General features: G+C 45.6%; 14 protein-coding genes. 6 read left to right on the plus strand and 8 right to left on the minus strand.

Annotation, left to right across the window (positions count from 1 at the left end):
- The first annotated feature begins 52 nt into the window (after positions 1-52).
- The 5 genes from BKB51_RS09070 to BKB51_RS09090 all read left to right on the plus strand — a co-directional run bounded on the left by BKB51_RS09070 (position 53) and on the right by BKB51_RS09090 (position 4,943).
- On the plus strand, positions 53-1,267 hold the full coding sequence (locus tag BKB51_RS09070) for an NADP-dependent isocitrate dehydrogenase (RefSeq protein ID WP_085900761.1): 1,215 nt from the start codon (positions 53-55) through the stop codon (positions 1,265-1,267).
- A 5-nt stretch (positions 1,268-1,272) separates the two neighbouring features.
- Positions 1,273-1,818 carry a peptidylprolyl isomerase gene (locus BKB51_RS09075; RefSeq protein ID WP_198946681.1) on the plus strand — a complete coding sequence of 182 codons (546 nt, stop codon included), beginning with the start codon at positions 1,273-1,275 and terminating at the stop codon, positions 1,816-1,818.
- A gap of 192 nt (positions 1,819-2,010) precedes the next feature.
- The gene (locus BKB51_RS09080) at positions 2,011-2,502 is read left to right on the plus strand and encodes a peptidylprolyl isomerase (RefSeq protein WP_085900762.1); all 492 of its coding nucleotides are present in this window, start codon (positions 2,011-2,013) and stop codon (positions 2,500-2,502) included.
- A 159-nt stretch (positions 2,503-2,661) separates the two neighbouring features.
- Complete coding sequence (locus BKB51_RS09085) at positions 2,662-3,504, plus strand: mechanosensitive ion channel family protein (protein WP_218043990.1); 843 nt, start codon at positions 2,662-2,664, stop codon at positions 3,502-3,504.
- A gap of 224 nt (positions 3,505-3,728) precedes the next feature.
- Positions 3,729-4,943 (plus strand): MFS transporter, encoded by a 1,215-nt coding sequence (locus BKB51_RS09090; RefSeq protein WP_085900763.1) that lies wholly within the window; start codon positions 3,729-3,731, stop codon positions 4,941-4,943.
- A gap of 99 nt (positions 4,944-5,042) precedes the next feature.
- Here the strand turns inward: BKB51_RS09090 and alaS are convergent, their stop codons facing one another.
- Complete coding sequence (alaS, locus tag BKB51_RS09095) at positions 5,043-7,694, minus strand: alanine--tRNA ligase (protein WP_085900764.1); 2,652 nt, start codon at positions 7,692-7,694, stop codon at positions 5,043-5,045.
- A gap of 261 nt (positions 7,695-7,955) precedes the next feature.
- Here alaS and BKB51_RS09100 point away from each other — a divergent pair, with 261 nt between their 5' ends.
- The gene (locus BKB51_RS09100; RefSeq protein ID WP_085900765.1) at positions 7,956-8,486 is read left to right on the plus strand and encodes an invasion associated locus B family protein; all 531 of its coding nucleotides are present in this window, start codon (positions 7,956-7,958) and stop codon (positions 8,484-8,486) included.
- An 84-nt stretch (positions 8,487-8,570) separates the two neighbouring features.
- On the opposite strand, the gene recA is transcribed toward BKB51_RS09100, so the two are convergent.
- The 7 genes from recA to flgC all read right to left on the minus strand — a co-directional run bounded on the left by recA (position 8,571) and on the right by flgC (position 15,275).
- Positions 8,571-9,641, minus strand: a complete 1,071-nt coding sequence (recA, locus tag BKB51_RS09105; protein WP_085900766.1) for a recombinase RecA — start codon at positions 9,639-9,641, stop codon at positions 8,571-8,573.
- A 191-nt stretch (positions 9,642-9,832) separates the two neighbouring features.
- Positions 9,833-12,184 carry a PAS domain S-box protein gene (locus BKB51_RS09110; protein ID WP_085900767.1) on the minus strand — a complete coding sequence of 784 codons (2,352 nt, stop codon included), beginning with the start codon at positions 12,182-12,184 and terminating at the stop codon, positions 9,833-9,835.
- 153 nt (positions 12,185-12,337) lie between these two features.
- The gene (flhB, locus tag BKB51_RS09115; RefSeq protein WP_085900768.1) at positions 12,338-13,399 is read right to left on the minus strand and encodes a flagellar biosynthesis protein FlhB; all 1,062 of its coding nucleotides are present in this window, start codon (positions 13,397-13,399) and stop codon (positions 12,338-12,340) included.
- 42 nt (positions 13,400-13,441) lie between these two features.
- Positions 13,442-14,200: a flagellar biosynthetic protein FliR gene (locus BKB51_RS09120; RefSeq protein WP_085900769.1), complete on the minus strand. Its 759-nt coding sequence runs from the start codon at positions 14,198-14,200 to the stop codon at positions 13,442-13,444.
- 3 nt (positions 14,201-14,203) lie between these two features.
- Positions 14,204-14,470, minus strand: a complete 267-nt coding sequence (gene fliQ, locus BKB51_RS09125) for a flagellar biosynthesis protein FliQ (protein WP_046507466.1) — start codon at positions 14,468-14,470, stop codon at positions 14,204-14,206.
- 61 nt (positions 14,471-14,531) lie between these two features.
- Positions 14,532-14,840 carry a flagellar hook-basal body complex protein FliE gene (gene fliE / locus BKB51_RS09130; RefSeq protein ID WP_085900770.1) on the minus strand — a complete coding sequence of 103 codons (309 nt, stop codon included), beginning with the start codon at positions 14,838-14,840 and terminating at the stop codon, positions 14,532-14,534.
- Between the two features lie 24 nt (positions 14,841-14,864).
- On the minus strand, positions 14,865-15,275 hold the full coding sequence (gene flgC / locus BKB51_RS09135) for a flagellar basal body rod protein FlgC (protein WP_047764817.1): 411 nt from the start codon (positions 15,273-15,275) through the stop codon (positions 14,865-14,867).
- Between the last annotated feature and the right edge of the window lie 32 nt (positions 15,276-15,307).

A 15,307-nucleotide genomic window follows, 5' to 3' on the forward strand; every position in this document is an offset into this window, starting at 1 on the left:
TCTGTGAGTTCCCCAAATTATATGAAACAAGCCGACAAACAAGGAGGCGAACATGTCCAAAATTAAGGTTAAAAATCCAATCGTCGAGCTCGATGGCGATGAGATGACACGGATCATCTGGGAAAAAATCAAACAAAAATTCATTCTTCCCTATCTTGATGTTGATCTGAAATATTTCGATCTTTCCATCGAAAGTCGCGATGAAACAGACGATCAGATCACAGTTGATGCCGCCAATGCCATCAAAGAACATCGCGTTGGTGTTAAGTGTGCAACAATCACACCTGATGAAGCACGTGTTGAAGAATTCGACCTGAAAAAAATGTGGCGTTCGCCAAACGGGACTATTCGTAACATTCTTGGTGGTACAGTTTTCCGTCAGCCAATTATCATGGAAAATGTGCCACGTCTTGTTCCTGGCTGGACACAACCAATTGTTATTGGTCGTCACGCTTTTGGTGATCAATATAAAGCGACTGACTTCCTTGTCCCTGGTGCTGGTAAACTAACTATGACTTTCCAACCAGAAGACGGTGGCGAGCCAATTACCCGTGAAATTTTCGAATTCCCAGAAGCTGGTGTCGCAATGGGCATGTACAATCTGGACGAATCAATTCGTGGATTTGCCCGTGCATGCATGAACTACGGCCTTGATCTTGGCTGGCCTGTATACCTGTCTACAAAGAACACTATCCTGAAAGCTTACGATGGCCGCTTTAAAGATCTGTTCGAAGAAGTCTACCAGACAGAGTTCGCCAACAAATTTGCAGCCAAAGGCATTTCATATGAGCACCGTCTGATTGATGACATGGTTGCTGCAGCCATGAAATGGTCAGGTGGTTTTGTATGGGCTTGTAAAAACTATGACGGCGATGTTCAGTCTGATACCGTTGCACAGGGCTTTGGTTCGCTTGGTCTGATGACATCTGTTCTCATGACACCAGATGGACAGACTGTAGAAGCAGAAGCAGCACACGGTACTGTGACACGTCACTATCGCTTACACCAACAAGGCAAAGACACATCAACAAACCCAATCGCTTCTATTTTCGCATGGTCACGCGGCCTCAAATTCCGCGGACAGTTTGACGAAACGCCAGAAGTTGTTGAGTTTGCCGAAACGCTTGAAAAAGTGTGTATTGATACAGTCGAATCCGGAAAGATGACAAAAGATCTGGCGCTTCTGATCAGCCCTAATCAGGACTGGTTGACCACAGATCAATTCCTGGATGCAATTGATGCCAATCTACAGAAAGCAATGAGCTAACAAAGATGCCAAAGATCCTACGTAATTTACTCGCTGGCCTACTTGCCCTGACCTTCGCGTCAACCAGTTCACAGGCTGCTGACCCTGAAAATACACTGGTGATTGAGCTTAAAACCGGTAAAGTCTTCATTGAGATGCTTCCCAATCTTGCCCCTAACCACGTGGCAAGAATCAAAGAGCTGACCCGCGATGGCTTTTATGATGGAATAGTATTTCATCGGGTAATCGCAGGATTTATGGCACAGACCGGTGACCCCAAAGGTCTTGGTACTGGCGGGTCAGGTAAAAAATTAAAGGCTGAGTTCTCTCGCGAACCTTATGTACGCGGTACCGTTGGCATGGCACGTTCCCAGAATGTAAATTCCGGGGACAGCCAGTTTTTTATCATGTTCAAAAGAACCCCGTCGCTTGATGGTCAATACACTGTATGGGGTAAAGTCATACAAGGTATGGAACATGTCGATGCCATTAAAAAGGGGCAACCTGGTAGCGGCAAAGTTAGCGATCCGGATAAAATGATTTCTGTACGTGTTCTTACTGATATTCAGTAAATATCACACAAGAAAAAATACATAGAAAAGCGCTGTACTCTTTATGAGATACAGCGCTTTTTCTTTTTAAACAAAATAACCACGTCGTAAAGCCTACCTAAATTTTCAATCCCATACAGATGTCGCCTTGCAAAAACACACTCCGATACTTATTTTGCTGGTAGTTTATCACACTTACTTAAGGCCGAAGCCATGACAGAAGAAACCACACCCGATCTGGAAAACACCCTCGTTATCGAACTGGAAACCGGAAAAGTAACGATTGAAATGCTACCAGATTTAGCCCCGACTCACGTTGCACGCATCAAAGAACTTGCACGTGAAGGCTTTTACGATGGCATCGTATTCCATCGTGTTATCGACGGCTTCATGGCTCAGACTGGTGACCCAACCGGAACAGGTACAAGTGGCTCGGGTAAAAAACTACGTGCTGAATTCACACAGGAACCATTTGTTCGCGGTGTCGTAGGTATGGCACGCGCTCAGAACCCGCATTCCGGTGATAGTCAGTTCTTCATCATGTTTGAAAGCGCACCATCTCTCAACGGCCAGTATACAGTTTGGGGTCGCGTTACTGATGGCATGGATCTTGTCGATGGCATCAAAAAAGGTGCTCCCGGCAGTGGTGCTGTTGATGATCCTGATCGAATGGTATCAGTCAAAGTTCTCGCTGACGCCGAGTAATTCTTACGATTTAATAAGCTGCCATCCCCAATAAAACAGGTTGGTATTTTTACTAGGTGATTTTTCAAAGCCCTCGCTGTAGTATCTGCAGCGGGGGTTTTGTCCAATGAGGGTTTATCCGGGGGACAGCCTGTAATCTTAAAAAGAGGAACTTTGGTTGTGACAATCACCGAAGAATACAAAGAGCTTGTAGAACAACTAACACAGACAGCACTGGATTTCTCATTAGAAATTCTGGCTGCACTCGCCATTCTTATTGTTGGTATTTTTATCGCAGGGCGTATTGCAAAATATACCGATAAGCTACTTGGTAAATCTGGCAAAATAGATTCAACCCTGAAACCAGTCATCGTCAAGATCGTTCGCTATACGATTATGGTTTTCGTTCTCATCGCCGTTCTGGCACGTTTCGGTGTGGAGACCACAAGTATCATAGCCGTTCTTGGTGCAGCTGGCTTGGCTATTGGTCTAGCATTGCAAGGAACAATGCAAAACATTGCTGCCGGTTTCATGCTTCTGTTTCTCCGCCCCTTGAAAGTCGGCGAGTTTGTTGATGCAGACGGTATTTCAGGAACGGTTGAAGAAATCAGCCTGTTTATCACGCACATGACCACAGTAGATGGCCTTTACCTTTCCGTACCAAACTCCAAGCTTTGGTCAGCAACTGTCACAAACTACAGTAGAAACAGCACACGACGGACAGACCTGGCAATTGGCATTGGCTATGGGGATGACATCGCCAAAGCAGAGAAGGTTGCACTCGCAGTCCTTTCAGGTGACGCACGCATTCATAAAGATCCTGCCGCGCAGGTAATTACAACCGGACTGGGTGAGAGTTCCGTGGACCTGAATGTCCGCTACTGGACAGACAGTGGTGATTACTGGCCTGCCCTGAGTGATAATCGTCGTGCAATTAAAGAAGCCTTTGACAAAGAAGGTATCTCTATCCCGTTCCCACAACGCGATTTGCACATTATCTCTGACGTTAAAGCCAAAGCTTGATATCAGTAAACGCGATACAGCATGAAAGAGGCCGCTAACTGCGGCCTTTTTTTATATCCAGAGATTATTAAAGTACATGAACTCATAAGCAACTAACCTTATCTCTTCCTGATCCATATTTGATCCACACACGAGATCGTGACTTCCCGATCAAATTCTTATTCGACAAATCATGATCTGCTCAATACTTTAAAAGCCTCATTCCTTTATCCTGCCAGAGTAATATGACACCTATTTCTGATAAATGGCTTTCTTTAAGCATATTGGCACTTTGTCAGGTAGCAGCCATGGCTCTCTGGTTCTCTGCATCAGCAGTTCTTCCTTCTCTGATAACAGACTATAATCTTAGTTCTTTCCAACAAGCCCTGTTCACCTCAAGCGTTCAAGTTGGCTTTGTTGCGGGGAGCCTGTCTTCTGCCATGTTTGGATTAGCAGATCGCTTACCGCCGAAATTATTTTTCTTAAGCTCAGCCATAATTGCCGCCATTGCCAATGCCATATTATTAATCGTTGAGCCAACCGATGCCATTGTGCCGTTGCTTCGGTTTATCACCGGGATCTGTATGGCTGGTATTTATCCAGTCGGAATGCGCATGGCTGCAACCTGGGCAAAAGGGGATATGGGGCTTCTTGTTGGTATTCTCGTCGGTGCTTTAACCTTGGGGTCGGCCTCTCCCCACCTTTTTAATGCAATTGGCGGCATTGACTGGCGCTTTACAATTGCAGCAGCATCAGCCTGTGCAATCTTCTCGGCTATTGGTATTCTTTTTTTTAAAATGGGCCCCGCGTACACTAAGGCTCCAAAGTTTCACCCTCTTCACATTCTCTCTGCCTGGAAAATAAAGTCTGTCCGTCTGGCAAACCTTGGTTACCTAGGTCATATGTGGGAATTATACGCAATGTGGGCCTGGATTGGCATATTCCTGACAGCCAGTTTTTCATTGTCGATGAGCAATGACAGAGCAAACGAACTCGCCAAGCTAGCAACCTTCGGAACAATGGCGGCAGGAGCCATCGGCTGTTTTGCTGCTGGCTACATGGCGGATAAACTCGGCCGTACCACGCTAACCATTATCGCTATGTTGATTAGTGGCAGCTGCGCCCTGTCAGTTGGTTTTTTATTCGGGGCATCCCCTCTTTGGCTGACATTACTCTGTATTCTGTGGGGCATCAGTATCATTGCGGACTCAGCTCAATTTTCAGCATCAGTTGCTGAATTATCCCCACCTGAAATCGTAGGGACTATGCTAACGCTCCAAACATCGATAGGCTTCACACTCACCCTGATCACCATTCATTTGATGCCCTACGCTGTTGATCTTCTGAGCTGGCACTATGCCTTTGCCCCCTTAGCCATAGGACCGTTCTTTGGTGTTTGGGCGATGATAAAGTTACGTCAACATCCTGACGCCCAAAAACTCGCCAATGGTAAAAAATAACACTTGGTAGGTTTCCTACTAACAAAAACTTTTAGAGACATAAAAAAAGCTCCGCAGCCTTCATAACTGCGGAGCTTTATATCTTGTGCAACATACTCGCTAGCCAAGTAAAGCTTCGATAGCCTGTATCGCATCTTGGGCCTTTGAAGCGTCAGGGCCGCCAGCTTGTGCCATATCAGGGCGTCCACCCCCGCCTTTACCGCCAAGTGCAGCGGAACCAGCACGAACTAAATCAACCGCAGAAACCTTTTCAGTGAGATCATCCGTCACGGCAACAACGATAGAGGCCTTGCCATCTGTATCAGCGATCAACACAATAACACCGGTCCCAATCTGTTTTTTCAATTCATCGGCCGTTGGTTTCAGATCTTTCGGTAAAACACCTTCCAGAACCCGAGCAGCAACTTTAATACCGTTTACATCCTTAAACTCGGCATCTCCTGATGCACCGCCGCCAGCAGCAAGCTTGCGACGTGCATCAGTCAAGTCACGCTCAAGTCGCTTTCTTTCTTCCAGAAGAGACGTCACACGTGCTTCCAATTCAGCAGGGGATGCTTTCATTGCCGCCGCAGCAGCAGCCAGTTGTGTCTCCTGTGCGGATACATATTCCAGCGCAGCCTGACCTGTGACTGCCTCAATACGGCGAACACCAGACGCAAGCGCTGCTTCGGATACAATTTTGAAGAAACCGATATCTCCGGTTCTTTTGACATGCGTACCGCCACATAACTCTGTGGAGTAATATCCACTTCCTGTAGAGCTATCTGAACCGCCCATTGAAACAACGCGGACTTCTTCACCGTACTTCTCACCAAAGAGCGCCATTGCCCCTTCTTTGATTGCTTCGTCCGGGGTCATCAAACGCGTTGTAACCGGATCATTGCGGCGAATGTAATCATTCACTTCACATTCAACAGCGGCAATATCATCCGCTTCCAACGGCTTTGGTTGGCTGATATCAAAACGAAGACGTTCTTTTGCCACCAAGGAACCTTTCTGGGTTACGTGTGTCCCTAAACGTCGACGTAAAGCTTCGTGCAACAGGTGCGTTGCAGAGTGATGAGCACGCAAAGCAGATCGGCGAGAAACATCTACCTTCATTTCCAGCGCAAGATCCACTGTAATCTCGCCACGGGTAACGTCGCCGATATGAACAAATAGATTGCCCAGCTTTTTCTGAGTGTCTTTGATTGTAACTTCCGCACCCTCAGCCGAGAACAGAAGACCGTGATCACCTTGCTGGCCACCACTTTCTCCATAGAAAGGTGTCTGGTTGGTGATAATCATCACCTGATCACCAGCCTTTGCATCAGAAACTTCACCACCGTCTTTTAAGATTGCCAGAACCTGACCTTCGGCTGTCTCGGTATCGTAGCCAAGGAACTCTGTTCCCCCGACACGCTCTTGTATTTCAAACCAGACTTTTTCTGTTGCAGCATCACCTGAACCGCTCCATGCTTTACGCGCAGCAGCACGCTGCTGCTCCATCGCCGCATTAAAACCTTCGGTATCCACAGACTGTCCCTGCCCCCGCAAAACATCCTGTGTGAGATCAAGTGGGAAGCCATAGGTATCGTAGAGCTTAAAGGCAACTTCACCATTAAGTGTGCCCTTGTCTCCCAACTTGTCCGTTTCAGCTGACAGCAACTTCATGCCGCGATCAAGCGTTTGACCGAACCGATTTTCTTCCAGCTTAAGCGTTTCTGTGATGAGAGATTCTGCACGTGTCAGTTCAGGGAAAGCAGTCCCCATCATCCCAACAAGGGACGGAACCAATTTATAGATCGCTGGATCTTTAACACCAATTTTGTGCACATGGCGCATGGCACGTCGCATAATACGACGCAAAACATATCCACGTCCTTCGTTAGATGGCAAAACACCATCCGCAATCAGGAACGCTGTCGAACGAAGGTGATCAGCAATAACGCGATGAGATACAGCATGATCCCCATCTGCATCAACACCTGTTTCATGCGCTGACGCCTCAATGATGGTGCGAAGCAAATCAACATCGTAGTTATCGTGTTTACCTTGAAGAACTGCAGTAATGCGTTCTAGCCCCATCCCGGTATCAATTGACGGCTTAGGTAGATCAACCCGTGTCTGCGCATCAATCTGCTCATATTGCATAAACACAAGGTTCCAGATTTCAATAAACCTGTCGCCATCTTCATCCGGGCTTCCCGGAGGACCGCCAAAGATGTGATCTCCGTGGTCATAGAATATTTCTGAACATGGTCCACAAGGTCCTGTCGGCCCCATAGACCAAAAGTTATCACTTGTCGAAATACGAATGATACGATCATCGCTAAGGCCAGCAATTTTACGCCAAAGTGCAGCAGCTTCTTCATCTTCGGAATAGACCGTGACCAAAAGTTTTTCTTCGGGCACACCATATTCTTTTGTGATCAGGTTCCAAGCATGTTCAATCGCCACATCCTTGAAGTAATCCCCAAAGGAAAAGTTCCCCATCATTTCAAAGAAGGTGTGGTGTCTTGCGGTATAACCTACGTTTTCAAGGTCGTTGTGTTTACCACCTGCGCGCACACATTTTTGCGAGGTTGCCGCGCGGCTATAGGGACGTGTCTCGTTACCGGTAAAGACATTTTTGAATTGCACCATACCTGCGTTGGTAAACATCAACGTTGGATCATTTCGCGGCACCAACGGCGAAGATTCTACAGTTTGATGACCATGTTTTGCAAAATAGTCGAGAAAGACCCTACGGATCTCATTGCCGGTAATCATTTTAATCACTTACCCTAAAACTTGGACAGGACGCATTCTTTTTACAATAGAATACGGGAAATCTTATCTGCGGTTTTAACGTGCTGCCAAGGCTCTGTCTAGACTTCGCTTACAGCATTACAATTTCCCAGCCTCAACCTTCACACAGTCCTGATAATAACTTGCCTTTAATTTTCCACGATTATTCGATATAGCTAGAACACATATCTTATAAATCTGCGTTTACGAACATTCATTACTTCAATTGATAAGCTTGAAATCATGGCCTTTATAAAATCCATTAATAGTCTTAAATCTGTTGCCTGTTGCTGCCTGTTTCTTATTGCAACATCATCACTTGCCACAGCCCAACAACAGGCTCCACAAAGATCAACTGAGCGATTTGGGAACTGGGCATCTCATTGTACAGTAAACGAGCCCCTCAGTTGCTACATTGTGCATAATGTAACACTCGGTGAGAACCCAACGCCTGTTTTGAATCTCGCTGTCGGGCGACCAGACAATAACACAGCGGGGATCACAACTCTTATCCTGACGCTTCCATTAGGCATTCGTCTACCAGAAGGATTTTCACTGGAGGTTGGACCACAACTCAAGAGGCAATATCCCTTTATCCGTTGTTTAAGAACCGGCTGTCAGTCTGAGATCCAAATAGATAACGAGCTTCTAAGTAATTTAAAAAGCCAGAATGAAGGACGCGTTGTCTTCTTTGATGCTGTTAAAAAGAAAATTGCGATCCCCTTTTCTCTTAAAGGTTTCACAAAAGCTTTTGGACGGGTCACCAATCCGTAAGTTTTTTTTCAGGCCTAGACACAACACGCAAAGAAAAAGGAGCCTTAAGTTGGCTCCTTTTTTTATTGGTAAACGGCAGAACGATTAAGCGTCTTCTGTTTCGCCTTCTTCTTTTCCTTCAAGCATCGCATTCGCAACAATGCCGGCATTTTTACGTACAGCTGTTTCAATCTTTGCCGCAACTTCCGGATTTTCTGTCAGGAACTTCTTAGCGTTTTCACGTCCCTGGCCAATACGTTGTCCATCACAAGAGAACCAGGCTCCCGCTTTTTCAACAACACCAGCCTGAACCCCGAGATCCAGCATTTCACCGGTTTTTGAAATACCTTCACCGTACATGATATCAAACTCTACCACACGAAATGGAGGGGCCATTTTATTTTTAACAACCTTCACCCGGGTTTGGTTACCCGTAATGTTCTCCCGATCTTTAATCGCACCAATACGGCGAATATCAAGACGTACAGAAGAATAGAACTTCAGGGCGTTACCACCCGTTGTTGTTTCCGGGTTACCAAACATCACCCCGATTTTCATACGGATCTGGTTGATAAAGATAACCAATGTGCGGGATTTGGAAATCGAGCTTGTCAACTTACGCATTGCCTGGCTCATCAAACGCGCTTGCAAACCAGGAAGAGAATCACCCATATCGCCTTCGAGTTCTGCTTTAGGAACCAAGGCAGCCACGGAATCCACGACCAGCACATCCAACGCACCGGAACGTACCAATGTGTCCGTAATTTCCAAGGCCTGTTCACCAGCATCAGGCTGAGAAATCAACAACTCGCTTACGTCAACTCCAAGCTTATTTGCATAGGCAGGATCAAGAGCATGTTCCGCATCGATAAAGGCACAGGTACCACCAGCTTTTTGTGCTTCAGCAACAACGTGCAAAGCCAAGGTTGTTTTACCTGATGACTCCGGGCCGTAAACCTCAACAATACGTCCTCGTGGCAAACCACCAATACCCAAGCCGATATCCAGCCCCAAAGACCCCGTGGAAATAACTTCGGTCTCGACCGCTTTACCTTCACCCAATTTCATGATCGAGCCTTTACCAAAAGCGCGTTCAATCTGTCCCAGGGCTGCATCTAATGCCTTTTGTTTGTCCACCGTGCTATTCTCCACTAACTGTAAGACGTTTTGTGCCATCGTTGCCTCCCTTATCCCACAGGCTCACACTTGCTGCAACGAGAACAACGTACCCCCTTTGTTCTCAATAAGCAACAAAAAAGAACATTAAGAGAACAAAGCAACACGAAAGAGTGGCAACTATAAGAGAAAATCACCTTAAAACACTGTTACTAAAAACATTATTTAAGAGGCAAGATTTTAGAATAAACTTACTGAGCAGCAAGAACATCCTTAACTTTGGATGCCAACTGTTTCAAGCTAAAGGGCTTGGGCAAAAACTCAATTGCAGAATCTACATCCAGTGTTTTCCGGAAAGAATCTTCCGTATAGCCCGAAATGAAGATTACCTTCAAATCCGGATGCGTTTGATAGAGTTTCTTGATTAAGGTCGGACCATCCATCTTAGGCATCACAACATCAGTAATGACCAAATCAATCGTTTCCCCGTCCTGCTGAAGAATCTCAAGCGCTGCTTCGCCTGAATTGGCTTCAAGCACCTTATATCCTTTATTCTCCAGTGCCCGCGCACTAAAGGATCGCACAGCATCTTCATCCTCGACCAAAAGAATATTGCCATGCCCCGTTAGATCCTGTGCTTTTGGTATTTCTGCGGCAAGCTCTTCCTGATCTTGTGCATCTTCCTGGAAATGCGGCAACAACAAAGAAAAAACAGTTCCCTGATCTGCTGTTGAATCAACAAAAACAAAACCACCGGACTGCTTCACAATACCATAGACCGTTGATAGGCCTAGACCAGTCCCAGCCCCAACCTCTTTTGTCGAGAAGAAAGGATCAAAAATGCGATCTATAATTTCGGTTGGAATACCATGCCCCGTGTCTTGGACCTTGACCAAGACATAATCGCCCGGGGGTATTTCTTCCCCTTTGACTTTGTATGGTGCATCCACCATCACATTTGAGGTGATAATTTCTAGAACACCACCTTGGTCCATTGCATCACGGGCATTCACAGCAAGGTTAATAATAACCTGTTCCAACTGTCCCTGATCTGCTTTTACATCCCCCAGATCACGCCCATGGGTAATACGTAATTCAATCGTCTCGCCAATAAGGCGGCGAAGAAGATGGGCGAGTTCTGCAATAATATCCGTTACATTCAAACGCCTGGGTTGAAGCGTTTGCTGGCGAGAAAAGGCTAGCAACTGACGAACAAGGTTTGCGGCCCGATTGGCATTTTGTTTAATTTGCATGATATCTGCAAAAGATTGATCGCCCGGACGATGACGCAGAAGCAATAGATCAGAAAAACCAATCATAGCCGTCAACAGATTGTTGAAATCATGAGCGATACCGCCGGCTAACTGTCCAACCGCCTGCATTTTTTGAGATTGTGCAAACTGGGCTTCCAGACTGCGCTGTTCAGTGGTATCCGTAAAATTCAGGATATACCCACTTGGGAGACCGGAATTCTCATCAACATGCGTGACATTCATATTGCAGACGGTGTCTGTATTGCCCGTCAAATGCACTTCCATGGCTTTGCGTTCGTAGGTCGTTGCAGAAACCAAAGCCTCTCGTACACTCTCTCTTTCCTGATCACCAATCAAAGACAGAAGCGGTTTACCCTTCACTTCCTCTGTTGTCGCCAGAAGTTCCTGAAAGGCTCGGTTACTTTCCGTAATAACACCTCGTTCATTCAGCAGAACAATACCGACAGGGGCTTCGTTAAAGAATTTGCGGAACCGCTTTTCAGACTGTTCCAACGCAGTTGCCATCTCACGCTCAAGTGTCAGGTTCCGGACAACAGACCTTGTTCTAAATCCTTTATCCCCACTACCTTCTGCAATGTGCTGGCTAATAACGGCAAGAATACGTTTTTCCCCATCCGCAGTTTTAAGAAAAACTTCTCCTGAACGGCTCTCGACGTCTTCAAACGGATGGTAAGCAGGAACCTCATCCAAAGATGCGTCAGCAACAATATCATGAAGCTTAATCTGTCCACTTTCCAGCTCAGACGATGAATACCCAAGCCAGTCTGTTAATGTTTGATTGGCAAAAAGGAACGCGCCCTCGGCATCTACTGAAAAGAAACCTATCGGCGCGTTTTCCAAAAGATCAACAAAACGTTGTTGCTGGTCATTAATAACCTTCTCCATCTGACGACGCATTGTAATGTCATCAACAAACCAGAACACATAACCCGGACGGTTTGGTAAAGGATAGGCAGCGACGTGACGCCATTGGACATCGTTATATCCCGGCCCGGCCCCTGGTATTTCGATCTCTACATGTCCAGAAACGCCGTTTTTCGCATTTAACTGAAGCGTTGCCAGTTTACGACCGATCTCTTCATTTCCATTACTTTCATCAAGGATCAAGTCAGGAACAGCTCTGAGGTCTCCACCAAAAAAATCTTCAAATGCAGGATTTGCAAACAAGCATTTTCCGTTGGGATCCACTATTTGCCGGGGGCGTGGAACAGCAGCAAAAGCATACTGCCGCAAAGCCAGTGTTTTTCTGTACCGCCAGATAACGAAACCAAGAACAAATATAATCAGCGCTAAAAAACTACAAATAGCGATCCAGATGGTAGGTGACACTTCCCTGCTTCCCCCACAAGATGTCTTCTTTTCCGACCAAACACCTTGGTAAGAGAAAAGAAATAAAAGGCAGTAAATGAAAGATTAACCTGAAAATCGTTTAAAAACAAACTGGATAGCGAAAGAAAGCTTCCCTGTTTCCAATAATTCTAATTATTTTTTGAGTTTCATGATGTACCCAATGATCTCAGCCACTGCTTTGTAGTGTTCTGGCGGGATCTCCTGATCAATTTCAACCCCCGCATAAAGTGCTCTGGCAAGCGGTGGATTTTCGATCACAGGAATTTTGTTTTCTTCAGCAACGTTTCGGATACGAAAAGCAACAGCATCCACCCCTTTTGCTGTCAACTTTGGTGCTTCCATAAGGATACCGTTGTACTCAAGAGCGACAGCAAAGTGTGTTGGGTTTGTTATAACAACATCAGCATTCGGAACGGCAGCCATCATTCGTTGACGCGCTTTTTCCATTCGCAACTGGCGCAAGCGTCCCTTGACCATTGGGTCGCCTTCACTCTGTTTGGACTCATCTTTGACTTCCTGCTTCGTCATTCGAAGCTTTTTCATGTATTCGAAATACTGATACAGATAATCAAGGCCAGCAATAACAGCCATAACAGCAACCACGGCAATGACAATAAGGGTTGCCCAATCCAGCAACATCATTGTCATCTGCGCGACGTTAAGTTCTGAGAGTTGCGGCACAACTGATCGTTTAGGCCAGAGAACAAATCCGATAATGCCACCAACAATAATAAGCTTTGCCAGCCCCTTTACGAGGTTCATTACAGATTGAAGAGAGAAAAGTCGTTTGAACCCAGCCAGAGGAGAAATCTTACTTAATTTTGGCGTTAAAGATTCAGACGATAATAAAAACCCATGCTGCATTAAACCCGATGCAATCGCAAATGCGATCATAATAATGGCCGGGGCAATAAAAAGAATTCCAACATCTTTGATGAGGGAAATCGTTGCTTCATAAATGTGCCCTGTTTCAAACAGTATTGCGTCAGGGCGTTCAAAAAATGCCGCAAGCGTTGCCCCCAGTTCTTGACTAATCCAGACAGCGAAAAAACTCAGAAACAACAAAAAGCCAAAAAATGAAAACCATGAGTTCATTTCCTGAGATTTAGGAACATCACCTTTTTCACGTGCGTCAGCTAATTTCTTGGCTGTTGGTTCTTCTGTTTTCTGGGACTCATCACTCTCATTTGACATGACGTGCGCCCTCTATATTTGTGAAACTATTCAGTATGTCTATCATTTCACAAAAACCATCCAATGCTCTTCGAGGCTAATCATATAGACCTTGATCATAACGGGAACGCAAAGAAACAGCACCGTAATTCCCATAGCAACCTGAAGAGGCATCGCAACAAAAAACACTTGCATCTGGGGCATCAATTTCGCGAGTAGCCCCAGCCCCAGAAAGAAGATCATCCCAACAACAATGAAAGGCGCAGCCATGCGTGTTGCCAAAATAAACGTGTCCCCCACAATACGGGCGATCATGTTTGAGAAATCACCCGTAGGTAATATTTGTCCCGGAACAAAAAGCTCATAACTATCCACCAATCCTAGAATGAAAAGATGATGAATATCCAAAACCATAATCAACACAATCGCGATAGCGGTTAAAAAAGTCCCCATAATAGAAGCTTGCTGTGCGGATACAGGATCCTGAACCAACGCATTTGCCAACGAAGACATTGTCGCCGCGATCATACCCGCCGATGCTGCAGCACTTAGAAACATGCGCGCAACTGTACCCATAAAAAAGCCAATCATGGCTTCACTGAAAACCAAGAACCCAAGCCCAGAAATTTCATCGGGCATAATGGGAATACTGGATGTCAAAATTGGGGCAACCAGAATACTGATTAACATAGATAAGGCTAATCTGGTTCTCGGGGATACATACGACTCACCAAAGCCCGGCAACAATATCATGGCGCTGCCGATACGTGTGAATACGATTAAAACTATGTATACACTGGAAGGAAGTAAATCATAGAGCATGACCTATCCTAAGGCCACAATCCTGTCCATGAGCTCTTCAGTGAACGTGCCTAGAGTTTGTGCCATAAAAGGAGCTGTAGCGACAAGCGTTAAGCTAATAATAATCAGCTTGGGCACAAAGGTGAGGGTCATTTCTTGAAGTTGTGTCAAAGCTTGAAAAAGGGAAATGATCAGACCAACAAGCAAAGCAACGGAAAGAACCGGTGCGCTCATTTTCAACATCACCCACACTGCTTCTTTACCATATTCGATGACGTCGGTTTCGCTCATGCCCCACCTGTAAATTTTAATTCTTGATATATAGCCAGATTAGAACATCACAGAGGTCAGATCAAATAGGCATCCGTAAAATTTCCTGATAGGCCTGAACAACCTTATCCCTAACGGCAACAACAGTTTGCAACGTTACTTCCGCTTCGGACATAGCTGTTACCACATCCGTTACATCTGCTTTGCCTGCAGCGGCCATCAACGTTTTATTTTCAGCAGTTTGCATTGTCGCCAAGGTGTCTGACGCGACATCACGCAGGGTTGATGCGAAATCATCACCAACAGGGTCAGACTTATCTTTATTGCCAGCCAGCCCTTTTTCAGCAGCCTGATTATAAGCGTTTACTGCATCAACAAAATTTACAGCCATAATTTAAATCCTCTCACGCTTATTCTACTGGAGTATTTCCAAGGTACGCTGCAACATACTTTTTGATGCCTGTATCGCTTGTAGATTAGCTTCAAAACTTCTTTGAGCTTCGCGCATATCAGTCATCTCTACCAAAGAATTCACGTTCGGCTGAAGCACATATCCATCTTCATCAGCAGCAGGGTGTCCTGGCAGGTATTCTCTTTTGAATTCTGATTTATCTGTCAGCACATCTTTAACGACGACCTTCTCAACGCCAAGTTCTCGATTCAGTTCAGAACCAAAAGATACCATCTTGCGTCGGTAAGGTGCGCCGCCCGGTTCCTGAGCAACAGAATCAGCATTGGCAATATTCTCGGAAATTATGCGCAATCGGGTTCCCTGGGCTCGCATCCCAGAAGCAGAAACCTGCATCGATTTATATAGATCGGACATCGCGTATTTTCCTAATTTATCGCCAAATATTT

It is taken from the genome of Kiloniella majae (assembly GCF_002118315.1).
GTDB classification, from domain to species: Bacteria; Pseudomonadota; Alphaproteobacteria; order Kiloniellales; family Kiloniellaceae; genus Kiloniella; species Kiloniella majae.